A 22,410-nucleotide genomic window follows, 5' to 3' on the forward strand; every position below is an offset into this window, starting at 1 on the left:
AAAATGGACTACGGCACATTTCGCGGTCTGTATACCTTGCTGTTGATGGCCATCATGATTGGCATCATCGTCTGGGCCTACAGCAAACGCCGCAAGACCTCTTTCGACGAGGCTGCCAATCTGGTTTTTGCCGATGATGAGCAACCCGGTGCTGATAAAAAGAACGCAGGAGCGAAACAATAATGAGCACTCTGTTTAGCATTTTTGTGACTGTCATCAGTCTGGGAACCATCCTCGGCTGCTTCTTGCTGCTGATGTGGTGCCGCAAGGACAAGATGGGTGTTGAAGAAGGCAAATCGATGGGTCACTCCTTCGATGGCATCGAGGAGATCAACAACCCGCTGCCGAAGTGGTGGACTTACATGTTCCTCTTCTTCATCGTCACCGGTCTGGTTTATTTGATCGCCTTCCCGGGGCTTGGCAACTTCAAAGGCCTGCTGGGCTGGCAAAGTTCCAACCAGGACGTGCGCTCGCTGGCCGAGTCCAAAGCTGCAACCGAATCGGCCAAGGCTGAAGGTCGCGCGGTGGAGTATGACCGTGAGGTCGCCAAGGCTGACGAGATCTACGGCGCCAAGTTCCGTGAACTCACCTACGAAGCGGATGGCAAAACCTATCGTGCCATCACCGAGATCGCCAAGGATCCGGAAGCCCTGAAAGTGGGTCAGCGTCTGTTCCTGCAGAACTGCTCCCAGTGCCACGGCTCTGACGCCCGCGGTGGTCGCGGTTTCCCGAACCTGACCGACAGCGAATGGCAATGGGGCGGCCAGCCTGATCAAATCAAGACCACCATCATGGGCGGTCGTCAGGGGATCATGGCTGCCTGGGGTGAAATCCTCGGCAAAGATGGCGTTCAGGAAGTAGCCTCCTATGTGCTGAGCCTCTCCGGTCGCAAGGTCGACCTGGTCGAAGCCAAGAAAGGTGAAGCACGCTTCGCCATCTGCGCTGCCTGCCACGGGGCCGATGCCAAGGGCGGTGTTGCCGTCGGTGCGCCAGATCTAACCAACAACACCTGGCTCTACGGTGGCTCCCGCGAAGTGGTGGTGCAAACCATCACCCACGGTCGTCACGGCGTGATGCCAGCCTGGAAAGATATTCTGGGTGAGGACAAGGTTCACCTGCTGGCCTCCTACGTTTACAGCCTGTCTCATCAACAGTCTGCCAAATAAGGTTCGCCCGTAACGTTGTAACATGTGATAAACACGTGATTACACAGCAAAAAGCCTCGACTCCTCGAGGCTTTTTGTTATCTTGTGTTGCGTAAAAACCATCTTCCACGTTAATCATTCGTTTCATGGCAGTAGCAATCATGACCCAACCTCTATCCAAACCGTGGTATCGCCAATTCTGGCCCTGGTTTATCATCGCCCTCCCCACTGCCGCCGTTGTTGGCAGCATCGCCACCGCCATCATCGCCAGCAAGGATGGGGTCAATCTGGTGGCCGAGGACTATTACAAACAAGGGAAAGAGATCAATCAGGACTTGAGCAAGTTTGACCGCTCCGAAGCCCTCAATATCCGCTTTGGGCTGGAAGTTGACGGCAACGAGCTGACCCTCAAACCCATCAGCGGCGATATTCCTGCCGGGCAAGCTCTCTATCTCTCATTGTTCCACCCGACCTTGGCCGGTCAGGACAGCGAACACATGATCACCGCCGATGCGAGCGGCACCTATCGCCTCCATTTCGACAAGCCGCTGGTCGGCAAGTGGCACATTCGGGTCGATGCCTTCGATCACCAGTGGCGATTGCAAGAGACCGTCCAGCTGCCCACCCTGGCCCCTGTCGAACTCGACCCGAAAGGACGCTAAGCCATGACCGGCTGTTCTCACTGTGGCGAGCCGGTGTTCGCCAGCGCCCCTGCTGCTTGCATTCTGCATTCAGGGGGGCATAACGCATGACCCCCTGTTTTCACTGTGGCGAGCCGGTACCCGCCAATAGTGGCTATGCCCTCGAGATAAAGGGGATTGTTCGCCCCATGTGCTGCCCCGGTTGTCAGGCGGTGGCGGAAACCATTATGGAGTGCGGCCTCGCCAGTTACTACGATCACCGCACCGCCCCCGGTACCAAGGGGGATCTGGTACCCGAGGAGCTAGCCGCCCTCACCCACTACGATCTGGCAGAGGTGCAACAGGATTTTGTCACCGACAGCGGTACCCTTCGCGAAATCCAGCTGACAGTAGAAGGGCTAACCTGCGCCGCCTGTGCCTGGCTTATCGAACGCCACTTGATGACACTGACGGGCCTGCGCTACATCAACGTCAACACCACCACCCACCGGGCCCGCATCAAGTGGGATCCGGACCTGCTCTCCCTGAGTGACATCCTCAAGGGATTTGCCCAGATCGGCTATCGCGCCTATCCGTTCCAGACCCATCAACAGGAGGCGCTCTACGCCAAAGAGGTGCGCAGCTATATGTTCCGGCTGGCACTGGCGGGGCTGGGCTCGATGCAGGTGATGATGTGCGCCGTGGCCCTCTACATGGATCTCTTCATCAGCGTTGAAGATGAGTTCATGGTCTACTTCAAGTGGATAAGCCTGTTGCTCTCCACCCCCATCATGATCTACTCGGCCCAGCCCTTTTATGTGGGTGCCTGGCGCAGCCTGAAACAGGGTCACTTGTCGATGGATGTGTCGGTGTCGCTGGCGCTGATCGGGGCTTTTATCGCCTCCATGTGGGCCACCGTGTTCAATACCGGTGAGGTCTATTACGACTCCATCACCATGTTCGTCTTCTTCCTGCTGCTGGGGCGCTTTCTCGAGTTGCGGGCCCGGCGCAAGGCGTCGGAATCGAGCTCCAACCTGGCCAGACTGGTGCCCATCATGGCGACCCGCATCGATGATGAAGGGGAGCATGAGGTAGCGGCCAAGACCTTGCAGGTCGGCGATCGGGTACGTGTGCTGGCCGGAGCAACCTTGCCAGCTGACGGCATCATTGTCGAAGGGCAAGCCAGCCTCAACGAATCCATGCTGACCGGTGAACAGCTGCCCCTGCTCAAACAGCGTGGTGATCAGGTCTATGCCGGCACCATCAACACCGATGCCCCGCTGCAGATCCGGGTCAGCCACCGTATCGAAGAGTCTCGGATCGCCCAGATCATGCGGCTGCAGGATCATGCCCTCGATGACAAACCAGCCATCGCCCAGATGGCGGATCAGCTGTCGCGCCACTTTATTCTGGTGCTGCTGATCATTGCCGCCGCCGTCTGGACCTTCTGGCACTTCCATCAACCGGATCAGGCGTTCTGGGTCACCCTCGCCGTGCTGGTTGCCACTTGCCCCTGTGCCCTGTCGCTGGCCACCCCGACGGCGCTAACCTCGGCCACCGCCAATCTGACCCGTAACGGCATTCTGCTGCGCCGTGGTCATGTGCTGGACGTGCTGACCAAGGCCAACCGGATCGTGATGGACAAGACCGGTACCCTGACTACTGGCGAGATCAGTCTGACGCAGACTCAAGCGTTGGCCGACCTTGACGTGGCCCACTGCCTCGCCATCGCTCGGGCCATGGAGGCGCAATCCGAACATCCCATTGCCCGCGCCTTCCGACTGCCCGCCGACAGCATCGCCGTGTTGCCATCCGTTCGCGAGATCACCCCGGTCATCGGTCACGGCATCACGGCGCTGGTGGATGGCGTACGTTACCGCATCGGCAGTGCCCGCTGGCTTGGGCTGGATCCGGCGCAAGAATGCGGCCGCGGTCTGGCTATCTATCTGGCCGACGAGCAGCAGGTCTTGGCCCGCTTCAATCTGGAAGATACCCTGCGCCCCGATGCCAGGGCGCTGATCGCGGCATTCAAGGCGGCAGGTCTGCAAACTACCGTGCTGACTGGCGACAGCTCTTTTCAGGCAGACGAGATTGCCCGCGAGCTGGGCGTGGATGAGCTGGTCAAGGGGGTCTCACCCGATGGCAAGCTGACCTACCTCAAGGCCCGGGAAGCCCAGGGGGATATCAGCATCATGGTGGGCGATGGCATCAACGACGCCCCGGTACTGGCCGGAGCGCACGCCTCGTTTGCCATGGCTGGTGGCACCGATCTGGCGAAAAACAGCGCCGATGCCATCCTGCTGGCCGATGACCTGAGCCGACTGCTCGAGGCCAGAGTGCTGGCAATGCGTACCCGCAAGATCATCATCGAGAACTTCGCCTGGTCCATCGGTTACAACCTGCTGGTGTTGCCGCTGGCGGCCTGCGGCTGGCTGCCCCCCTATCTGGCGGCGGCGGGCATGTCGCTCAGCTCACTCATCGTGGTAACCAACTCCATGCGCCTCAACCGATGAGGCTGGTGGCGGAAAATAGCTGAAAATGTGGCCTGCCTTCGATGCAGGCCACATTTCTAATTGATAGCGGCTGGCCCCCTGCCCGAACAGGGTTACCATAGGGGACGCTTGCCAAGGAAGAACGCCAAGGTACCTCTCATGAATATAATTTTTGTCCTGATCCCCATCGCCATCCTGTTTGTGATCATCGCCGGGGTCGTCTTCTTCTGGGCCATTCGCTCCGAGCAGTTTGAAGATCTCGACCGGCAGGGTTCCAACATCCTGTTTGACGAAGAGCAACCCACCCACAAACCCGCAAAGCCTGCTGACCATGACCCACAACCTTGATCTGGCCGGCGCCCTGCTGGTCGGACTGGCAGGCTCCGCCCACTGCATCGGCATGTGTGGTGGCGTCTCCGCCGCGCTCTCCATGGCAATCCCCGCCAACAAACAACACTTCTGGGGGCGGCTCGCCTATCTGCTCAACTACAACCTCGGCCGGATCCTGAGCTATGTCATTGCAGGTGCACTGGTGGGCGGCCTGCTCGCCACCACCAGTGAGCTGGGCGCTGGCAAACACGCTATTGCCGGCTTGCGTCTCGTGGCAGCGCTATTGATGATTGCGCTTGGTCTCTATCTGGCGGGCTGGTGGCAAGGGATCTTGCTGCTGGAGCGGCTCGGCGCCAGATTTTGGCCACGTATCAAACCGCTGGCGGGCAAATTTATCCCCTTCACCTCACCTGTGCAGGCACTGCCCTTTGGCATGGTGTGGGGTTGGCTCCCCTGCGGGCTGGTCTACTCCATGCTGACCTGGAGCGCAGCGGCGGGTTCGGCCAGTGGCGGGGCGCTCATCATGCTATTTTTTGGCCTCGGCACCCTGCCCACCCTGTTTGCGTTGGGCGGGCTCGCCGATCGCCTGAGATACTGGCTCACCCTGCGCAGTTTGCGCCTTGGCGGTGCCCTGCTGCTCATTTTGTTCGGGGTGCATACCTTCTGGATTGGCATTGCTTCCTTTTGAAACCCTATCCAAAACGGATGAGTTGATGGTAAACTTGTTTGATATAAATCAATTATTCGTATGAGCCTATGATCCCGGAAAAGAAACCTGGCAGACGTATCCAGAGCGGTGGCTGTGCAATTCATTGCCAGGATTGCAGCATCAGTCAGCTCTGTATTCCCTTCACTCTGAACGACAACGAGCTTGATCAGCTGGACAGCATCATCGAGCGCAAGAAGCCGATCCAGAAGGGTGAAGAGCTGTTCAAGGCTGGCGATGAGTTCAAATCGCTCTATGCCATCCGTTCCGGGACCATCAAGTCTTACACCATCACCGAGCAAGGGGATGAGCAGATCACCGCGTTCCACCTCGCTGGCGATCTGGTCGGTTTTGATGCCATCCACAAACAAGCACACCCCTCCTTCGCCCAGGCGCTGGAAACCGCCATGGTGTGCGAGATCCCCTTTGAAGTGCTGGATGATCTCTCCGGCAAGATGCCCAAGCTGCGCCAGCAGATCATGCGTCTGATGAGCAACGAAATCATGGGCGATCAGGAGATGATCCTGCTGCTCTCCAAGAAGAATGCCGAAGAGCGCCTCGCCGCCTTCCTGCACAATCTGTCGGTACGCTTCTCCGAACGCGGCTTCTCCGCCAAGGAGTTCCGTCTATCCATGACCCGTGGTGACATTGGCAACTATCTGGGGCTGACCGTTGAGACCATCAGTCGTCTGCTCGGCCGTTTCCAGAAGTCCGGTCTCATCAGCGTTAAAGGCAAATACATTACCGTACTGGATCAGGTCGCGCTGGGCATGATGGCCGGTGCAACTCGCCCGCCCTGCGGCTGATTTTTCCGCTTACCCTCTCACTTTTTTCCTGCTTTCCCTGCCGGATCCTTTCCTCTGGAATGTGATCCGGTACGTTCCCCATACCCTCCTCCTGCGCTAAGCTGTAATGGCTAAGATTCTGCTGTCATTGGACTTTTCCAAGGAGGAGAAGATGGTCAAATATCAGAATATTCTGGTGGTTATCAATCCAGAAGAGGAGCGCCAAATCGCCCTCGAACGGGCAGTCAAAGTCGCCGAGCTGGACGAAAACGCCCATCTGACCCTGCTGCTCACCATCTATGACTTCTCGTATGAAATGACCGCCATGCTCTCGGTGGACGAGCGGCAAGAGATGCGCGACGGCGTCATTTCACAGCGACGTGAGTGGCTGGACGAGATCCTGACCCCCTATCGGGCACAGGGGATCGAGTGCGAAGTGAAAGTGGTCTGGCACAATCGTCCCTTCGAGTGCGTGATCCAGGAGGTGCTGGAGCAGCGCCACGATCTGGTGGTCAAAGCCACTCACCATCACAGCTTCCTGCAAACCTTCATCTTTACCCCCACCGACTGGCACCTGCTGCGCAAATGCCCCTGTCCGGTGCTGCTGGTCAAAGAGGGTCACTGGCAACGGGGCGGCAACATCATCGCCGCCATCAACTGCTCAAGTGACGATCCGGATCAGAAACTGCTCAACGAACGGATCACCCAGGAGGGAAGCGACATCGCCGAGCTGCTGGGCTCCAATCTCTATCTGGTCAACACCTACCCGGGCACCCCGGTCAACGTGGCCATCGAGCTGCCAGAGTTTGATCCCAACGCCTACAACGAAGCTATCCGCAAGCACCACGAAAGCCTGCTGCTAAGCCATGCCGACAAGTTCGGTATCGGTCATCTCTGGACCCGGGTTGCAGAGGGGCTACCGGAAGAGGTGTTGCCGGATATGGCCGAAGAGCTCAAGGCGACCCTGATGATCATGGGCTGCGTCGGCCGTACCGGGCTTTCTGCAGCTTTGCTCGGCAATACCGCCGAACATGTGATTGACCGCCTCTCCTGCGACATCCTGATCCTCAAACCGGCGGACTACAGCTGCCCGGTCGACAGTCGTCGCAATCAATCATAAGGTGCCTGGCACCTTGCCCTCCCCCGGGACATGGCTATAATAACGCGCTTATTTGTGTCCCGGGTTTTACGAGCATGCTAGAAGAGCTGAACGCCAAAGAAAAATACAGTTTTAACAAACTGCAGAAGCGCCTGCGGCGCAACGTGGGTCAGGCCATTGCCGACTTCAACATGATTGAAGAGGGCGACAAGGTCATGGTCTGCCTCTCAGGCGGCAAGGACAGCTTCGGTATGCTCGACATACTGATGAGCCTCAAAGCCAGCGCCCCCATCCATTTCGATCTGGTTGCCGTCAACCTGGATCAGAAGCAGCCCGGTTTCCCCGAGCATGTGCTGCCCGAGTATCTGGATTCCCTCGGCATCGAGTACAAGATTGTTGAAGAGGATACCTACTCCATCGTCAAGGAGAAGGTACCGGAAGGCAAAACTACCTGCTCTCTTTGCTCACGGCTGCGCCGCGGTATTCTCTACCGCACCGCCCAAGAGCTGGGTTGCACCAAGATTGCCCTTGGCCACCACCGCGACGACATCCTCGAGACCCTGTTCCTCAACATGTTCTACGGTGGCAAGCTCAAGTCCATGCCGCCCAAGCTGGTGAGCGACGATGGCAAGAACGTGGTGATCCGCCCGCTGGCCTACTGCAAAGAGAAGGATCTGATCCGCTACGCCGACGTCAAAGCCTTCCCCATCATTCCGTGCAACCTGTGCGGCTCGCAGGAGAACCTGCAGCGTCAGGCCATCAAACAGATGATGCAGGATTGGGATCGCCGCTTCCCCGGTCGTATCGAAACCATGTTCACCGCCATTCAGGACGTGATCCCGAGCCACCTGCTCGACCACAAGCTGTTTGACTTCAAGAGCATCAACCGCGACTCCGGCATCATCGATGGCGGCGACAAGGCCTTTGATCCGCCCGATATGCCAAAGGCGCCGCTGCTGGATATCGACGAGATGGACATGCTGGATGTGATTGAAGTGCGCTAAGCCGCGCTCACATGGCAAACGCCACACAATAAAAAAGGAGCGATAATCGCTCCTTTTTTGCTTTCTTGACCTGCGTTACCAACGTGACAACACCATCGGCATCAGTCCTTGTGCAGCCAGGGGGTCAGTCGCAGCACGTCACCCTGCAGGCGCAGTTGCCCGGCAGCGAACGCGGCCAGTTGCTCATTGCTTAGCAGCAGGTGGCCTTCCTGCCAGGGCAGCGCTTCCTGACGGGCGCCATCAATCAGATAAGCAGTGCCGCTCTGCTGCACCAGGGTAATGCGTACCCCTTCCATCTTCGGCAGGAAGTGCTTGCCGACCATGCCCGCCATCTTGTCGAGCAGCGACTGCATCTGCTGCTGACGGGCCGCCAGCTCCGCCAGCGGCAGTTCGGGGCCATTCGGTGCGTCGGCCATCACCTGTACCGTCATATCGCAAGTGGCGTGCTCTTCTTTCAAGCCGACGGTCACGATCCCCTTGTCGAGGTTGAGATCCTCATCAAAAGGCAGGCGCAGTTCGCTATCGACCGTTACCTCGCCCGCCACTTCCTTGCTGTCGGTTGCAACCCGGGCAAAGGTGAGGCCGCAGCGCTGACCATTTTGCGGATCGGTCAGATAAAACCCCAGTCTGGCGTGACCAAACTCCCCTTTGGCAAAGGTCTTCATCTGGCTGTAGAAGGTGCTGTATTGCAGATCCAGCACCGGCTCAGCCAGCGCCAGCCCTGGCAGCAAGAGCGTGGCCAGCAGACTCTGGCGCAAAACCTTGGTCACTCCATATCGACGGGTCATTCAACGTCCTTTTGCATCATGCATTGAAATGGTTGGGGCCTTCTGTCACCTCGTTAACCTCTACCCCCACCCCGCAGAGATCCCGATAGAGGATCCCCTTGCAGTTGAAATAGAGCGGTGCCACCCAGATAAGCCCCAACCCCATGGGGATCAGAGCCAGGAAGAAGAGCGCGGTCATCACGCCGTGGAACAACACAATGCTGGGCCAGCCGCGCGCAAAGAGCTTGAGAGAGACCAGAATGGCCTGGGGCGGCGTCAGGCCGCGCTCCAGCACCAGAGGTACGGTAAAGAGCAGCCCCATGCCGATCAGGGCCGAGGGAATGAATGAGAGTACGGCGGGCAATCCCAGCAGATCGAATAGCGGGCCAAACAGGCTGGTGAGCAGACTGCCAAGCAGGCTCAACATGCCGAGGCGTACAAAGTGGCGGAAGAAGTCGAACACCTGGTTGGCACGGGCGCGCACCCCGACCGACTGCTGCAACCCCAGCATATCGAGGGAGCTGGTCATGGGGGCCATCACCACCGTCATCAGCAGGCTCAGCACCATGGCCACATTCATCTGGCTGTCATCCCCCAGATAGGGCAACAGCAGCACATTGCTGAGCAGGATCCAGATCGCCGTCACCCCGACAATCGCCAGCAGCAGGCCAAATCCGGTACGGCGGGTCTGTTGCCATCCCTCCTGGATGACCCCTTTCAGATCAAGGCGGTAGCCCTGGTTCAGAGACTGCTCAAGGGAGCCGCCAATACGCATTTTATTACTCAATTGACTATCCAATATCGAAAACGACCAAATCAGGTGGCACATTATAGCGATTTGGTCTGCTATTCGTAGCCGTTTTTCCTGCACACTTGCGGCTAATTCGGGCCAAAAAGCCTTTAATTTCATGTGTCGGCTGCATAGAATGCGGCCCTCTTTCAACACGATGGCCACTGGCTGGGGTGAGACTGGCGGATGATGAACAATCCACAGGTAATTGTCGCGCTGAACAAGATCAGCAAAAAATACGATTGCAAGGTGATCCTGAGTGACCTTGACCTTGAAATCTATGACGGTGAATTTCTTACCCTGCTGGGCCCCTCCGGCTGTGGCAAGACCACCCTGCTGCGCCTGCTGGCCGGGCTCGAATCGGTCGACGGCGGCACCATCCATCTGGCCGGTGACGAGATCACCCATATCCCCGCCGAACACAGGCACATCAACACCGTGTTCCAGAGCTATGCGCTCTTCCCTCATATGACGGTGTTTGAAAACGTCGCCTTTGGCCTCGAGATGCAGAAAGTACCGGCCAGCGAGATCCGCCAGCGGGTCGAGGAGACCCTCGCCATGGTGCAGCTCACCGAGCTGGCCAACCGACGCCCGGATCAGCTCTCCGGCGGCCAGCAGCAACGGGTCGCCATCGCCCGCGCCGTGGTCAACAAGCCCCGCTTGCTGCTGCTCGATGAATCCCTCTCGGCGCTCGACTACAAGCTGCGCAAGCAGATGCAGAGCGAGCTCAAGGCGCTGCAGCGTCGCCTTGGCATCACCTTTGTCTTCGTTACCCATGATCAGGAAGAGGCGCTCACCATGTCTGATCGCATCCTGGTGATGGAGGGCGGCAAGATCATCCAGCGCGGCACCCCGCGCGATATCTACGAATCGCCAGCCAACCTGTTCGTGGCCCGCTTTATCGGAGAGATCAATGTGATGGATGGCAAGCTGATCAATCAGCGCGATCCCGGTATCTGGCAGGCTGAGGTGGAGGGGCGCGAATGCCTGCTTCATACCACACTGCCGTTCCAACCAGACGACAAGGTGCTGGTGCTGCTGCGCCCGGAAGATCTGCGCATTCTCGATCAGGATGACGATCAGAGCGGCGCGCTGCGGGGCAATATCCGCGAGCGCAACTACAAGGGGGCGACGCTGGATTCGGTGATCGAACTCGAAAGCGGCAAACAGCTGCTTATCTCCGAGTTCTTCGACGAGGATGACCCCGACTTTGACTACCGTCTGGGTCAGGAGGTGGCGATCCACTGGGTCGACAGCTGGGAGGTGGTGCTGCCCTATGAGCCTCACTAATCTGCGGGTACCGCACAGCTTTGCCCACAATGGCTTTCGCAACGGGGCCATCGCGCTGATCCTCGGCTGGCTGACGCTGTTTGTCTTCCTGCCCAACCTGATGATCATCGGCGTCAGCTTCCTGACCCGTGACGAGTCCGAGCTTATCGCGCCGCTCTTTACCCTGAGCAACTATGGCCGCCTGCTGGACCCCCTCTATTTCGAGGTGCTGCTCCACTCCCTCTGGCTGGCGTTGCTCGCCACCGCCATCTGCTTGCTGGTGGGCTACCCCTTTGCCTGGCTGCTGGCTCATCTGCCAGCGCGTATCCGCCCGCTGTTGCTGTTTCTGGTGGTGGTGCCGTTCTGGACCAACTCCCTGATCCGCACCTATGCGCTGAAAGTGCTGCTCGGCACCCGGGGGCTGATCAATGGCTGGCTGCTGGATCTGGGGCTTATCGAGCGACCTCTGCAGATGATGTATACCGAGGTGGCCGTCATCATCGGGCTGGTCTATGTGCTGCTCCCCTTTATGGTGCTGCCGCTCTACTCCAGCATCGAGAAGCTGGATGGCCGTTTGCTGGAGGCGGCGCGTGATCTTGGCGCCAACGGCTGGCAGCGGCTGGTGCGGATCATTCTGCCCCTCACCCTGCCCGGCATCATCGCCGGTTGTCTACTGGTGTTCCTGCCCGCCATGGGGATGTTCTATGTCTCCGACTTGCTGGGGGGCGCCAAGCACCTGCTGATCGGCAACCTGATCAAGACCCAGTTCCTCAACAGCCGTGACTGGCCCTTTGGTGCGGCCATCAGCGTGATGCTGACGGTGCTGATGGCGCTGTTGGTCTACTGCTACTGGCGGGCAGGCAAGCTATTGAGCAAGAAGGGGGAGCTGGCATGATGCGCGCACTGAAAGCTCTGTTCCTGCTGCTGGTGTTTGGCTATCTCTATGTGCCCATCGGGGTGCTGATCGCCAACTCCTTCAACCTGTCGAAATATGGCATCGACTGGCACGGCTTTACCCTGGGCTGGTATGAAAAGCTGTTTGCCAGCGCCAGTCTGATGCAGGCGGCCCAGCACTCCCTGACCATCGCCGCCCTCACCGCCACCGCGGCCACCCTGATCGGCACCCTCACCGCCGTGGCGCTGTTTCGCTACCGTTTTCGCGGTAAGCAGTACGTGAGCGGCATGCTGTTCGTGGTGATGATGTCCCCCGATATCGTGATGGCCATTTCGCTCCTGACCCTGTTTGTGGTGACCGGCATTGCGCTGGGCTTCTGGTCGCTACTGATCGCCCACATCACCTTCTGCCTGCCGTTCGTGGTGATCACCGTCTACTCGCGGCTGTGCGGTTTTGATGTGCGGATGCTGGAGGCAGCGCGGGATCTGGGGGCTGGCGAGTGGATTATCCTGCGCCGCATCATACTGCCGTTGGCGCTGCCGGCGGTGATGGCGGGCTGGCTGCTCTCCTTTACCCTGTCGCTGGACGATGTGGTGGTGAGCTCCTTTGTGACCGGCCCGGCCTACGAGATCCTGCCGCTCAAGATCTACTCCATGGTCAAGGTGGGGGTCTCCCCCGAGGTCAACGCCCTGGCCACCCTGATGCTGGTCGCCTCCCTCGGGATGGTGCTGCTGGCGCAACTGTTACTGCGTAAACGGCAGGGGTGACCCTGCCCGTTTCGTCCCCGCCACCTTTGGCGAACTCTGTCACGGTGGGCCGCAAGGCCCCATAACCCCAAGGAGTTGTTAATGACAATCCAACACAAGGCCGGCGCCCTGCTGGCAGCCGCCCTCACCCTCACCACCCCGCTGCTGAGCCAGAGCGCTCACGCGGCCGATGACAAGGTGGTCTACTTCTACAACTGGTCGGAATATGTGCCGGACGGTCTGCTGGAGCAGTTCCAGCAAGAGACCGGCATCAAGGTGATCTACTCCACCTACGAATCCAACGAGACCCTCTACGCCAAGCTGAAAACCCATGGCGACGGCTATGACGTGGTGGTGCCCAGCACCTACTTCATCTCGAAAATGGCCAAAGAGGGGATGCTGCAGCCGCTGGATCGCGCCCAGCTGCCCAACTTCAAGCACCTCGACCCCACCCTGCTCAACCACGAGTACGACCCGGACAACCGCTACTCCATCCCCTATATCTGGGGCGCAACCGGGATCGGCACCAACACCGATATCATCGAACAGCCGGTTACCAGCTGGAAGCAGCTCTGGGCACCGGAGTGGAAAGAGAGCCTGCTGCTGATGGACGATGCCCGCGAGGTGTTCCATATCGCGCTGGTGCAGCTGGGCTACAGCCCCAACACCCAGGACAAGGCGCAGATCGCCGAAGCGTTCGAATACCTGAAAAAGCTGATGCCCAACGTCAAGGCGTTCAACTCCGACAACCCGGCCGACCCCTTTATCGCCGGTGAGGTCAATATCGGTATGCTGTGGAACGGCTCGGCCTACGGCGCCCAGCGCGAATACCCCTCCATCCAGATGACCTACCCCGAAGAAGGCGCCGTGCTCTGGATGGATAACCTCGCCATCCCGGCCAAGGCCAAGCATGTGAAAGAGGCCCACGCCCTCATCAACTTCCTGATGCGCCCCGATGTCGCCGCCAAGGTGGCCGAGGCGATCGGCTACCCCACCCCGGTCAAGGATGCCATTCCCCTACTCACCCCGGCGTTTCGCAACAACCCCATGGTCTTCCCGAGCGACGAGATCAAGCGCAAGGGCGAGTTCCAGTCCGATGTGGGGGATGCCTCCCGCCTCTACGAGCAGTACTTCCTGCAGCTGAAAGCCATAGTGGCCAAGGCCGGTTAAGTCGGCGGTTAATCGACCCTCTGACGGGCTTAATGGATAAAGGGGGCAATATTTGCCCCCTTCTCTTTTTAACCACCAGCGCAATTTTTAAGCACAACAGTCATAGACACTGAGAGGCACAGGCGCGCATCGATTAACAGCAAAATATATAGATAGTCATCTTTAAGCCAGACAGACCACAATTTTTGTAAGTGCTCCACTGCAGCCGGCTTCAGAGCAAATTTGTAGGGAAATATGAGGGGGGGCGATGTATTTCTCCATTTAGAAGGGAGGAACTCATACGACCCCACTGTGGAGATATAGGCAAAACGGATGTGTTTATGGGGAATAACTGTGCAATTTTATCGAAACAGCTAACGTCCGATTACGATTCGCTAATCTAACTAACAGTCTTTATACCCCCTTTTCATAGGACAAATTATTATTTAGTGGATCGCCATATGCACTCTCTAAAACAGTATTTTGTTCAGTGCTTGACATTTTGTCCTCCATAACGAATTTAAAATTAACTATCGATGGTAGCGGTTTATTATGAACTTTATAGTTACGTCTATATGTGTTTACTTCTCTTTGATTCAGTCGCTTACAAACAACACCACCTTTTAATTTGTTAAGACCAACATCTGGTCGGCATGAAATATTTACACTCCCCAGTTTTAACTCGCTCCAATTGCTGTATGCTGAAGATAAAAAATACCCTTGACGATTATGTTGATCTGAAGGGTTAGCTTTCAAATTAGCCTCCAACTCGGAACCTGCCTTCACTATAAAATAGCCAACAGAATCTAACACCCAATTACATCGGTCAGGCAATAAATAGTCTTTTGACACTTTTACACTGAATCTGTTTGATTGATATTTCTTAATGGGGTTATCTATTTGCCATCCCCTGAGTCTAGTATTTGCAGGTATAACACCGAACGCATAAAAAGTTTTGCTGCAAGTAGAGTCAGTTTTATTAGATGCAATGAAAGTACTATGAACAGCTAATTGATAGCCCTTATCAAAAGGAAACTCGCCCTGAATAGTAAACAATTCTGTTGGGGTGGGATTAATCTCTGGCTCAATATAGGGCTCTTTAAGCCACCAGTACCACCCTCCGCCTATCACGGCCAAAGCTACAAAACCCGATATCAGTTTGGTTTTATTTTTGATATTGCTTGAGTTTCCCTTTTCATCATCCATTGATCACCTCTTTATTTTCCTTAACCTACTTCCTACCTTTCCTTAAGACTCTCAATTTCGCTGAGTTTCACTCCCCTTCTCTTAGTAAACAACATGGCTACTGCATATATATTTCCAACTACCTACATGCTGTTTTATAACCGGATTAAAGCATGATAAAACATTACAGCCACCATGAAAGCCGTGGAAAGTTTGTAGAAGAACATGGTATCAAACACAAACGATTGCAGTCATCAAAAAGTTATCTAAAAAGGCCGTTTTCTGTTTGATGATCTAAATGAAGATCAGTCTTGTTAGATAGGATTCATTGTAACGACCCAAAAATTAGAATATCTGATGACGATCATATCGTGCAAGAGCGGGAGAACAACCAAGGACGCTATTGTGCCCCAGTCCTTTCAGTACCAACCGCCCATCCTCAGGTATCAACTATCCCATCAAGTTCAACACCATCTGATTTGCGCCCTTAGCCGAGGAATTTATGAAATGGGCAAACAAACCGATTAATTCTGCGCTTTTTCATCACCTCTAAGGGGTGTAGATTGGTTGAGGGGGCAAACGTTGCCCCCTCTCTTTTTTCATGACCCCTCGAGGTATCACGAAAACACATTTTTCGCCGATATCGCGGGTGGCCTGAGCCAATCAGGAGTATTCATGTCCGATCTGACCCTCTTCTTCGCCCCCGGCTCCTGCGCCGTGGCTGTCCAAATCGCACTGCTGGAAACCGGCGCCCCGTTTACTGCTCGCCAGCTCAATCTCGCAGCCGGTGAGCAGCATTCGCCCGAATACCTCGCCATCAACCCCAAAGGACGGGTGCCAGCCCTTGTCACCGAGCAGGGCCCCCTGACCGAGACCCCGGCCCTGCTGCTCTATGTGGCGCAGCGCTTCCCCGATGCCAAGCTGGCACCGCTGGACAACCCGTTCCAGCTGGCCCGCATGCAGGAGGTCAACAGTTTCCTCGCCTCCACCGTGCATGTCTCCCACGCCCACGGTCGCCGTGGCAGCCGCTGGGCCGATGACGAGCAGGCCATTGCCGCCATGCAGCAGAAAGTCGCCAGCAATATGCGCGATGGCTTTGCCCAGATTGAGCAGCACTATCTGGCAGGCCCCTGGGTGCTCGGCGAGCAGTTCAGCGTGGCGGACATCTATCTGTTCGTGGTCGCGGGCTGGCTGAAAAGCGATGGGGTCGAGATCAGCGAATTCCCCAAGGTTGCCGATCATTATCAGCGCATGCTGAGCCGTCCGGCGGTCGCCAAGGCACTGGCCAACTAACCATAAAATCAATAGCTCGATAAATAACAAGGGAGTCAGGGCTCTGCTGACACCCTTCCTGCCTCCTCCCCTGCACTTCTTCTCCCGCCTTTGAGATCGTTTTCACATTTCCGTGGTTTTGCCGTGGCCCTTCCTTAGTAAAAAGCCTATCTTTGCGCCATGACGCAACCGGTTGCGTAACCGGTTGCCTAGCGGTTCACAGATTGACGGGCCAAGGCCTGATGAGGTGCTGTATGAAACGAGGCGTACTGCTCAATGCTCCCCTGAGTGCTCTGGTGGCACAGATGGGCCACACCGACGAGATCACCGTCTGCGATGCAGGCTTGCCCATTCCGGCAGGTCCGGAGCGGATCGATCTGGCGCTGATGGCGGGGACACCCAGCCTTGAAACCGTGCTGACCGCCCTGCTCACCGATCTGGTGGTGGAGAAAGCGATCATGGCAAGCGAGATCAAGCAGATCAGCCCCGCCGCCCATCAGGCGCTGGTCGATCAGCTTGAAGCGCACGCAGCCGCCCAGGGCAAGCCCATCGCCATCGAATACTGTCTGCACGAGGAGTTCAAAACCCGCTCCCGCCAGAGCAAGGCGATCGTGCGCAGCGGCGAGGTGACTCCCTACGCCAACCTGATCCTCTGCGCCGGTGTGGCGTTCTGAATTCTTCAAAGAAGGCCTCTTCAAGGAAGCTGCAAATGAGCACAACCTCCCCCCTCTCACCCATTCTGGAGCTGACCGGGATCGTCAAGACCTTCCCCGGTGTGCGCGCCCTCGACGAAGCGGGTCTGCGGGTCTATCCGGGCCAGGTGATGGCCCTGCTCGGTGAAAATGGCGCCGGCAAATCCACCCTGATGAAGGTGCTGACCGGTATCTATCAGGCCGATGCGGGCAGCGTCAGCTACCGCGGTCAGTCGGTCCACTTCAAGGGCCCCCGCGATTCTCAGGATCAGGGGATCAGCATCATCCACCAGGAGCTGAACCTGCTGCCGGAGTTGTCGATTGCCGCCAACATCTTCCTCGGTCGCGAACCCCGTACCCGTTTTGGCAGCATCGACCACAAACAACTGCGCGAACGGGCAAGCGGCCTGCTGGCGCGACTTGGTGTCAAGCATGGGCCGGATACCCGACTCGGGGATCTCTCCATCGGCGAACAGCAGATGGTGGAGATAGCCAAGGCGCTGTCGTTCGATGCCAGCGTCATCATCATGGACGAGCCGACCGATGCGTTGACTGATACCGAAACCGAGCAGCTGTTCAAGGTTATCCGCGAGCTGCGCGAACAAGGCTGCGGCATCGTCTATATCTCCCACCGCCTCAAGGAGATCTTCGAGATCTGCGATCGGGTCACTGTGCTGCGCGATGGCAAGTGGATTGGCGAGAAGGCGGTGAGCGATCTGGATGAAGACAAGATCATCGAGATGATGGTGGGTCGCCGGCTGGAAGAGCAGTATCCGCGTCTTGAGCGCGAGCTTGGCTCCGTCAGCCTGCAGGTGAAAGATCTGGCCGGTCCCGGCGTGCGCGGGGTGAGCTTCTCCCTGCGTCAGGGGGAAATTCTGGGCTTTAGCGGCCTGATGGGCTCCGGCCGTACCGAGCTGATGAAGCTTATCTATGGCGCCAGCCCCATCAGCGCCGGTGAAGTGCAAGTTGACGGTCATGCGCTGGTGCCCAAAAGCCCGGCCGATGGTCTGGCCGCAGGCATCGCCTATATCTCCGAAGATCGAAAAGGAGATGGCCTGGTGCTGGAGCTGTCGGTGCGCGAAAACATGAGTCTGTGCGCCCTCGACGAGTTCATCAGCAACGGCAAGATTGACGGCAAGGCCGAATGGCAGGCGGTGAGCGACTATGTGCGCCTGTTCAACATCAAGACCCCGAGTCAGGATCAGCTGATCAAGCTGCTCTCCGGCGGCAACCAGCAGAAGGTGGCCATCGCCAAGGGGCTGCTGACCCGGCCCAAGGTGCTGATCCTCGACGAGCCGACCCGCGGCGTCGACGTGGGGGCGAAAAAGGAAATTTATCAGCTGATCAACCAGTTCAAGAAGGAGGGGATGAGCATCATTCTGGTCTCCTCCGAGATGCCGGAAGTGCTCGGCATGAGTGATCGCATCATGGTGATGCACGAAGGGCGCATCAGCGCAGAGTTCAACACCCGCGATGCCAATCAGGAGAAGCTGATGGCGGCGGCAGTCGGTAAACAGTGGCAAGCAGAGCAAGAGGCATCCCAATGACAACCCAAACCCTTTCCCGCCGTGGCGTCATGAGCAAGGCGTGGTGGATCGAGAATAAATCCCTGGTCGCGCTGCTGGTCCTGATTGGTGTGGTCTCCTTCCTGAGCCCCAACTTCTTCACCGCCGACAACCTGCTCAACATCCTGCGCCAAACCTCGGTCAACGCCATCATGGCGGTCGGCATGACGCTGGTTATCCTCACCGCCGGTATCGATCTGTCGGTCGGCTCTGTGCTGGCCCTGTGCGGCGCGCTGGCTGCCACCATGGTCGCCATGGAGTTGCCCATCTGGCTGGTGGTGCCCCTCACTCTGGGTGCCGGAGCCCTGCTGGGCGGCGTCAGCGGTCTCATCATTGCCAAGGGCAAGGTGCAGGCATTTATCGCCACCTTGGTCACCATGACCGCTCTGCGCGGTATCACCATGGTCTATACCGAGGGGCGCCCCATCTCCACCGGTTTCAGTGACGGCGCCGATCACTTCGCCTGGCTCGGTACCGGTTACCTGTTCGGTCTGCCAGTGCCCATCTGGCTGATGGCCATCGTCTTCCTGCTCGCCTGGTTCATGCTCAACCACACCCGTCTCGGTCGCTACATCTACGCGCTGGGTGGCAACGAATCGGCTACCCGCCTCTCCGGCATCAATGTGGATCGGGTGAAGCTGGCGGTGTATGGTCTGTGCGGCGCGCTCTCGGCGCTGGCAGGGCTTATCGTTACCTCTCGTCTCTCTTCTGCCCAGCCGACGGCGGGCATGGGTTACGAGCTGGATGCCATCGCCGCAGTGGTGCTGGGTGGTACCAGCCTGATGGGCGGCAAGGGGCGCATCATGGGCACCCTGATAGGGGCCTTGATCATCGGCTTCCTGAATAACGCCCTCAACCTGCTCGACGTATCCTCCTATTACCAGATGATCGCCAAGGCCAGCGTGATCTTGCTTGCCGTGATGATCGATAACAAAAGCAATCGTTGATAAGACAAGCCACACACAAGGAATGAAATGATGAAAAAGCTCAATACCCTGCTCGCTGCCGCCATCATGTCCGTGCTGGGCACTGCCCAGGCCGCCGATCAAACCCTGGCCATGGTGGTCTCCACCCTCAACAACCCCTTCTTCGTCACCATGAAAGAGGGTGCCGAAGCCAAGGCCAAAGAGCTTGGCTACGAGCTGGTGGTACTGGACTCCCAGAATGACCCGGCCAAAGAGCTCTCCAACATGGAAGATCTCACCGTACGCAAGGTCGGCGCCATCCTGATCAACCCCACCGACTCCGAAGCGGTCGGCAACGCTATCCGTCTGGCCAACCGCGCCAGCATTCCGGTACTGACCCTGGACCGCGGCGCTGCGCAGGGTGAGGTTAAGGCCCACATTGCCTCCGACAACGTGGCGGGCGGCAAGCTGGCCGGTGACTTTATCACCGAGAAACTGGGCACCGGTGCCAAGGTGATCCAGCTGGAAGGGATTGCCGGTACCTCCGCCGCCCGCGACCGTGGCGAAGGTTTTGCCCTGGCCGTGGCGGCCAACAAGCTGCAGGTGCTGGCTTCCCAGCCTGCCGACTTTGACCGCACCAAGGGTCTGAACGTCATGGAAAACCTGCTGGCTGCCCACCCGACCGTTCAAGCCGTCTTTGCCCAGAACGACGAGATGGCGCTGGGTGCCATCCGCGCCGTGCAGGCTGCCGGTAAAGAGGTGATGATTGTCGGCTTCGACGGCACTGACGATGGCAAAGCCGCCGTTGCCAAGGGTAAACTGGCCGCCACCGTGGCCCAGCAACCTGCCCTGATTGGTGCCATCGGCGTCGAGACTGCCGACAAGGTGCTGAAAGGTCAACCGGTAGAGAAATCCATTCCGGTACCGCTGCAAGTGGTCAGCAAGTAAGTGCTCGAGGGGAGGCTCGCCTCCCCTTTTCCCTCTCGTTCAAGTGCCTCCCGGCTTGGGCTCACGCCATCACAGTGTTCAAGCCAAGATGCATCAGGAGTAGTCAACATGAATCGTCTCGTCGTTCTGGGTAGTGTCAATGCAGACCATGTGCTGCGCGTTCCCCACTTTCCTCGCCCGGGTGAAACCCTGACCGGTCACAGCTATCAGGTGGTCCCAGGTGGCAAGGGGGCTAATCAGGCAGTCGCTGCCGCCCGCCTCGGCGCTCCCGTCTCCTTTATCGCCCGCATCGGTGATGACGCCATCGGCCACCAGATGAAGAGCGGTTTTGCCAAAGACGGTATCGACGTCAGTGCTGTCGAACTCGATCCCAAGCTCCCGACCGGTATCGCCATCATCTATGTGAGCGATGAGGGGGAGAACAGCATAGGTATCTCCGCCGAGGCCAACGGTGCCATCACCCCTGCCGTGGTGAAAAACCACGAAGCGATGATCGCCGACGCCCACACCCTGCTGTTGCAGCTGGAAGTGCCGCTCGAGAGCGTCCATGAAGCTGCACGGCTGGCCCGCGCCCACGGTACCCGGGTGGTGCTCAACCCCGCCCCCGCCCGTCCGCTCTCAAGCGAGCTGCTGGCGCTGGTCGACCTTATCACCCCCAACCAGACCGAGGCCGAGCTGTTGACTGGCGTAAAAGTCACCGACGAAGCGAGCGCACGCGAGGCGGCCGCCCGCTTCCACCAGATGGGGATTGCGGACGTGATGATCACCCTGGGCGCACAAGGGGTTTACTGCAGCAACGCCCAGCAGCAACAGCTGATCCCGGGCTTTAGGGTCAAGGCGGTGGATACCACTGCCGCGGGCGATACCTTCAACGGCGCTCTGCTGGCGGCGGAACTGGCGGGTGCCGATTTCCACAGCGCAGTGCGCTTTGCCCACGGGGCGGCGGCACTCTCCGTCACCCGGTTCGGCGCCCAGAGCTCCATCCCGAGCAAGCAGGAGGTCGACACCTTCCTGCTTGAGCAGACTGCGCAGGGGCACTGATGGCCAATATCAAGGAGGTGGCGGCGCTGGCGGGGGTATCGACCACCACCGTCTCCCACGTCATCAACGAGACCCGCTTTGTGGCCGAGGAGACCCGCGAGCGGGTCTTCGCCGCCATGCGCGAGCTCAACTATGCCCCGAGTCTGGTGGCCCGCAGCCTCAAGGTGAAGGAGACCAACAGTATTGGCATGCTGGTCACCACCTCCAGCAACCCCTTCTTTGCCGAGGTGGTGCGCGGGGTTGAGCGCTACTGCTTCGAGCAGGGCTACAACCTGATGCTGGGCAACACCGAGGGGCAGGCAGAAACCGCTCTCTCCTACCTCAAGATGATGCTGCGCAAGCGGGTCGATGGCCTGCTGATCATGTGCAGCGAAGGACAGCAAGAGGTGTTCAACCAGCTCGACTGGCTCAAAAGCCTGCCGGTGGTAGTGATGGATTGGGGGCTGGTCAGTGAGGATGTTGACCTTATCGCTGACAACTCCTTCCACGGCGGTTATCTGGCGACCCGTCATCTGATTGAGCTGGGCCACACCGCCATCGGTTGCATCACAGGCCCCCACAGCCGCGCCCCCGCCAACCAGCGCCAAGCTGGTTTTGAACAGGCGTTGCAGGAGGCGGGTCTCACGCTCAATCAAGCCTGGATCCAGGAGGGGGACTTTGACTGCGCCAGCGGCCATCAGGCGATGACCCGCCTACTGGCATTGCCCGAGCGCCCCACCGCCCTCTTTGTCTGCAACGACATGATGGCGATGGGAGCCATCAGTGCCGCCCATCAGGCGGGGCTGGTGATCCCGCGGGATATCTCCATCGTCGGCTATGACAATGTGGCGCTGGCCGAATTTATGTCGCCGCCGCTCACCACCGTCAACCAGCCCAAAGAGGAGCTGGGGCGCCTCGCCGTCACCCGCCTGTTAGCTCGCATCAACGGCGAAGCGGTGGAGAACCACTTGATCACCGTCGACCCTGACCTGGTGATCAGACAATCCTGCGCCCCTCGCCCCTGAT

General features: G+C 58.2%; 23 protein-coding genes. 20 read left to right on the plus strand and 3 right to left on the minus strand.

From position 1 onward, the window contains the following. Nucleotides 1-3: 3 nt before the first annotated feature. The 9 genes from G5332_RS16300 (at nucleotide 4) to ttcA (ending at nucleotide 8,181) form a co-directional block, all read left to right on the plus strand. On the plus strand, nucleotides 4-183 hold the full coding sequence (locus G5332_RS16300) for a CcoQ/FixQ family Cbb3-type cytochrome c oxidase assembly chaperone (protein WP_005336620.1): 180 nt from the start codon (nucleotides 4-6) through the stop codon (nucleotides 181-183). Then, nucleotides 183-1,166 (plus strand): cytochrome-c oxidase, cbb3-type subunit III, encoded by a 984-nt coding sequence (gene ccoP, locus G5332_RS16305; RefSeq protein WP_019446377.1) that lies wholly within the window; start codon nucleotides 183-185, stop codon nucleotides 1,164-1,166. Before G5332_RS16300 ends, ccoP begins: the two co-directional genes overlap by 1 nt. Before the next feature lie 140 nt (nucleotides 1,167-1,306). After that, on the plus strand, nucleotides 1,307-1,807 hold the full coding sequence (locus G5332_RS16310) for a FixH family protein (RefSeq protein ID WP_005345427.1): 501 nt from the start codon (nucleotides 1,307-1,309) through the stop codon (nucleotides 1,805-1,807). Between the two features lie 86 nt (nucleotides 1,808-1,893). After that, nucleotides 1,894-4,278: a heavy metal translocating P-type ATPase gene (locus G5332_RS16315; protein WP_421249813.1), complete on the plus strand. Its 2,385-nt coding sequence runs from the start codon at nucleotides 1,894-1,896 to the stop codon at nucleotides 4,276-4,278. Nucleotides 4,279-4,416: 138 nt separating this feature from the next. Further along, a complete protein-coding gene (gene ccoS / locus G5332_RS16320; RefSeq protein ID WP_005360558.1) occupies nucleotides 4,417-4,605 on the plus strand; it encodes a cbb3-type cytochrome oxidase assembly protein CcoS in 189 nt (62 codons plus the stop codon). Then, nucleotides 4,589-5,275: a sulfite exporter TauE/SafE family protein gene (locus G5332_RS16325; RefSeq protein ID WP_279502064.1), complete on the plus strand. Its 687-nt coding sequence runs from the start codon at nucleotides 4,589-4,591 to the stop codon at nucleotides 5,273-5,275. The genes ccoS and G5332_RS16325 overlap by 17 nt, the downstream gene beginning before the upstream one ends. A gap of 68 nt (nucleotides 5,276-5,343) precedes the next feature. Beyond that, the gene (locus G5332_RS16330; RefSeq protein ID WP_005336632.1) at nucleotides 5,344-6,099 is read left to right on the plus strand and encodes an FNR family transcription factor; all 756 of its coding nucleotides are present in this window, start codon (nucleotides 5,344-5,346) and stop codon (nucleotides 6,097-6,099) included. 151 nt (nucleotides 6,100-6,250) lie between these two features. Next, entirely contained in the window at nucleotides 6,251-7,198 is a 948-nt protein-coding gene (gene uspE, locus G5332_RS16335) for a universal stress protein UspE (protein ID WP_005345417.1), read from the plus strand. 74 nt (nucleotides 7,199-7,272) lie between these two features. Continuing rightward, on the plus strand, nucleotides 7,273-8,181 hold the full coding sequence (gene ttcA / locus G5332_RS16340) for a tRNA 2-thiocytidine(32) synthetase TtcA (protein WP_421172914.1): 909 nt from the start codon (nucleotides 7,273-7,275) through the stop codon (nucleotides 8,179-8,181). Between the two features lie 101 nt (nucleotides 8,182-8,282). On the opposite strand, the gene G5332_RS16345 is transcribed toward ttcA, so the two are convergent. Both G5332_RS16345 and G5332_RS16350 read right to left on the minus strand, forming a co-directional pair. After that, on the minus strand, nucleotides 8,283-8,969 hold the full coding sequence (locus G5332_RS16345) for a DUF2987 domain-containing protein (protein ID WP_227342886.1): 687 nt from the start codon (nucleotides 8,967-8,969) through the stop codon (nucleotides 8,283-8,285). 16 nt (nucleotides 8,970-8,985) lie between these two features. Further along, entirely contained in the window at nucleotides 8,986-9,723 is a 738-nt protein-coding gene (locus G5332_RS16350) for a hypothetical protein (protein ID WP_005351939.1), read from the minus strand. A gap of 201 nt (nucleotides 9,724-9,924) precedes the next feature. Between G5332_RS16350 and potA the strand changes: the two genes are divergently transcribed. From potA to G5332_RS16370, 4 genes are all read left to right on the plus strand, one after another. Next, on the plus strand, nucleotides 9,925-11,028 hold the full coding sequence (potA, locus tag G5332_RS16355; protein ID WP_421249812.1) for a spermidine/putrescine ABC transporter ATP-binding protein PotA: 1,104 nt from the start codon (nucleotides 9,925-9,927) through the stop codon (nucleotides 11,026-11,028). Further along, on the plus strand, nucleotides 11,015-11,902 hold the full coding sequence (gene potB / locus G5332_RS16360) for a spermidine/putrescine ABC transporter permease PotB (RefSeq protein ID WP_042083135.1): 888 nt from the start codon (nucleotides 11,015-11,017) through the stop codon (nucleotides 11,900-11,902). Before potA ends, potB begins: the two co-directional genes overlap by 14 nt. Continuing rightward, nucleotides 11,899-12,669 carry a spermidine/putrescine ABC transporter permease PotC gene (gene potC / locus G5332_RS16365; protein ID WP_421311375.1) on the plus strand — a complete coding sequence of 257 codons (771 nt, stop codon included), beginning with the start codon at nucleotides 11,899-11,901 and terminating at the stop codon, nucleotides 12,667-12,669. The genes potB and potC overlap by 4 nt, the downstream gene beginning before the upstream one ends. Before the next feature lie 81 nt (nucleotides 12,670-12,750). Next, on the plus strand, nucleotides 12,751-13,818 hold the full coding sequence (locus G5332_RS16370) for an extracellular solute-binding protein (protein WP_421172917.1): 1,068 nt from the start codon (nucleotides 12,751-12,753) through the stop codon (nucleotides 13,816-13,818). 393 nt (nucleotides 13,819-14,211) lie between these two features. On the opposite strand, the gene G5332_RS16375 is transcribed toward G5332_RS16370, so the two are convergent. Next, nucleotides 14,212-15,003, minus strand: coding sequence for a hypothetical protein (locus G5332_RS16375; protein WP_216953561.1), 792 nt, complete (start codon nucleotides 15,001-15,003; stop codon nucleotides 14,212-14,214). A 654-nt stretch (nucleotides 15,004-15,657) separates the two neighbouring features. Between G5332_RS16375 and G5332_RS16380 the strand changes: the two genes are divergently transcribed. From G5332_RS16380 to G5332_RS16410, 7 genes are all read left to right on the plus strand, one after another. Continuing rightward, a complete protein-coding gene (locus tag G5332_RS16380; protein ID WP_421311378.1) occupies nucleotides 15,658-16,275 on the plus strand; it encodes a glutathione S-transferase family protein in 618 nt (205 codons plus the stop codon). A gap of 233 nt (nucleotides 16,276-16,508) precedes the next feature. After that, the gene (gene rbsD, locus G5332_RS16385) at nucleotides 16,509-16,928 is read left to right on the plus strand and encodes a D-ribose pyranase (RefSeq protein ID WP_103252053.1); all 420 of its coding nucleotides are present in this window, start codon (nucleotides 16,509-16,511) and stop codon (nucleotides 16,926-16,928) included. 35 nt (nucleotides 16,929-16,963) lie between these two features. Further along, nucleotides 16,964-18,493 carry a ribose ABC transporter ATP-binding protein RbsA gene (rbsA, locus tag G5332_RS16390; protein ID WP_421172919.1) on the plus strand — a complete coding sequence of 510 codons (1,530 nt, stop codon included), beginning with the start codon at nucleotides 16,964-16,966 and terminating at the stop codon, nucleotides 18,491-18,493. After that, entirely contained in the window at nucleotides 18,490-19,458 is a 969-nt protein-coding gene (rbsC, locus tag G5332_RS16395) for a ribose ABC transporter permease (RefSeq protein ID WP_005336670.1), read from the plus strand. The genes rbsA and rbsC overlap by 4 nt, the downstream gene beginning before the upstream one ends. Nucleotides 19,459-19,488: 30 nt before the next feature. Beyond that, entirely contained in the window at nucleotides 19,489-20,364 is an 876-nt protein-coding gene (rbsB, locus tag G5332_RS16400; protein ID WP_005360585.1) for a ribose ABC transporter substrate-binding protein RbsB, read from the plus strand. Nucleotides 20,365-20,472: 108 nt separating this feature from the next. Then, nucleotides 20,473-21,405, plus strand: coding sequence for a ribokinase (gene rbsK, locus G5332_RS16405; protein WP_041207820.1), 933 nt, complete (start codon nucleotides 20,473-20,475; stop codon nucleotides 21,403-21,405). Beyond that, complete coding sequence (locus G5332_RS16410) at nucleotides 21,405-22,409, plus strand: substrate-binding domain-containing protein (protein ID WP_421172920.1); 1,005 nt, start codon at nucleotides 21,405-21,407, stop codon at nucleotides 22,407-22,409. The genes rbsK and G5332_RS16410 overlap by 1 nt, the downstream gene beginning before the upstream one ends. Nucleotide 22,410: the final 1 nt, after the last annotated feature.

Source organism: Aeromonas sp. 603757, from assembly GCF_049171255.1.
GTDB classification, from domain to species: domain Bacteria; phylum Pseudomonadota; class Gammaproteobacteria; order Enterobacterales; family Aeromonadaceae; genus Aeromonas; species Aeromonas veronii_A.

What these genes read in the sequence shown, in the direction of transcription:
- rbsK (WP_041207820.1), top strand. Translation starts at nt 20,473, where the DNA reads ATGAATCGTCTCGTCGTTCTGGGTAGTGTCAATGCAGACCATGTGCTG.
- G5332_RS16350 (WP_005351939.1), bottom strand. Translation starts at nt 9,723, where the DNA reads ATGCGTATTGGCGGCTCCCTTGAGCAGTCTCTGAACCAGGGCTACCGC.
- G5332_RS16325 (WP_279502064.1), top strand. Translation starts at nt 4,589, where the DNA reads ATGACCCACAACCTTGATCTGGCCGGCGCCCTGCTGGTCGGACTGGCA.
- rbsB (WP_005360585.1), top strand. Translation starts at nt 19,489, where the DNA reads ATGAAAAAGCTCAATACCCTGCTCGCTGCCGCCATCATGTCCGTGCTG.
- potB (WP_042083135.1), top strand. Translation starts at nt 11,015, where the DNA reads ATGAGCCTCACTAATCTGCGGGTACCGCACAGCTTTGCCCACAATGGC.
- G5332_RS16300 (WP_005336620.1), top strand. Translation starts at nt 4, where the DNA reads ATGGACTACGGCACATTTCGCGGTCTGTATACCTTGCTGTTGATGGCC.
- rbsC (WP_005336670.1), top strand. Translation starts at nt 18,490, where the DNA reads ATGACAACCCAAACCCTTTCCCGCCGTGGCGTCATGAGCAAGGCGTGG.
- G5332_RS16345 (WP_227342886.1), bottom strand. Translation starts at nt 8,969, where the DNA reads ATGACCCGTCGATATGGAGTGACCAAGGTTTTGCGCCAGAGTCTGCTG.
- potC (WP_421311375.1), top strand. Translation starts at nt 11,899, where the DNA reads ATGATGCGCGCACTGAAAGCTCTGTTCCTGCTGCTGGTGTTTGGCTAT.
- G5332_RS16370 (WP_421172917.1), top strand. Translation starts at nt 12,751, where the DNA reads ATGACAATCCAACACAAGGCCGGCGCCCTGCTGGCAGCCGCCCTCACC.
- rbsD (WP_103252053.1), top strand. Translation starts at nt 16,509, where the DNA reads ATGAAACGAGGCGTACTGCTCAATGCTCCCCTGAGTGCTCTGGTGGCA.
- G5332_RS16375 (WP_216953561.1), bottom strand. Translation starts at nt 15,003, where the DNA reads ATGGATGATGAAAAGGGAAACTCAAGCAATATCAAAAATAAAACCAAA.
- rbsA (WP_421172919.1), top strand. Translation starts at nt 16,964, where the DNA reads ATGAGCACAACCTCCCCCCTCTCACCCATTCTGGAGCTGACCGGGATC.
- ccoP (WP_019446377.1), top strand. Translation starts at nt 183, where the DNA reads ATGAGCACTCTGTTTAGCATTTTTGTGACTGTCATCAGTCTGGGAACC.
- ttcA (WP_421172914.1), top strand. Translation starts at nt 7,273, where the DNA reads ATGCTAGAAGAGCTGAACGCCAAAGAAAAATACAGTTTTAACAAACTG.
- uspE (WP_005345417.1), top strand. Translation starts at nt 6,251, where the DNA reads ATGGTCAAATATCAGAATATTCTGGTGGTTATCAATCCAGAAGAGGAG.
- potA (WP_421249812.1), top strand. Translation starts at nt 9,925, where the DNA reads ATGATGAACAATCCACAGGTAATTGTCGCGCTGAACAAGATCAGCAAA.
- G5332_RS16330 (WP_005336632.1), top strand. Translation starts at nt 5,344, where the DNA reads ATGATCCCGGAAAAGAAACCTGGCAGACGTATCCAGAGCGGTGGCTGT.
- G5332_RS16410 (WP_421172920.1), top strand. Translation starts at nt 21,405, where the DNA reads ATGGCCAATATCAAGGAGGTGGCGGCGCTGGCGGGGGTATCGACCACC.
- G5332_RS16315 (WP_421249813.1), top strand. Translation starts at nt 1,894, where the DNA reads ATGACCCCCTGTTTTCACTGTGGCGAGCCGGTACCCGCCAATAGTGGC.
- G5332_RS16380 (WP_421311378.1), top strand. Translation starts at nt 15,658, where the DNA reads ATGTCCGATCTGACCCTCTTCTTCGCCCCCGGCTCCTGCGCCGTGGCT.
- ccoS (WP_005360558.1), top strand. Translation starts at nt 4,417, where the DNA reads ATGAATATAATTTTTGTCCTGATCCCCATCGCCATCCTGTTTGTGATC.
- G5332_RS16310 (WP_005345427.1), top strand. Translation starts at nt 1,307, where the DNA reads ATGACCCAACCTCTATCCAAACCGTGGTATCGCCAATTCTGGCCCTGG.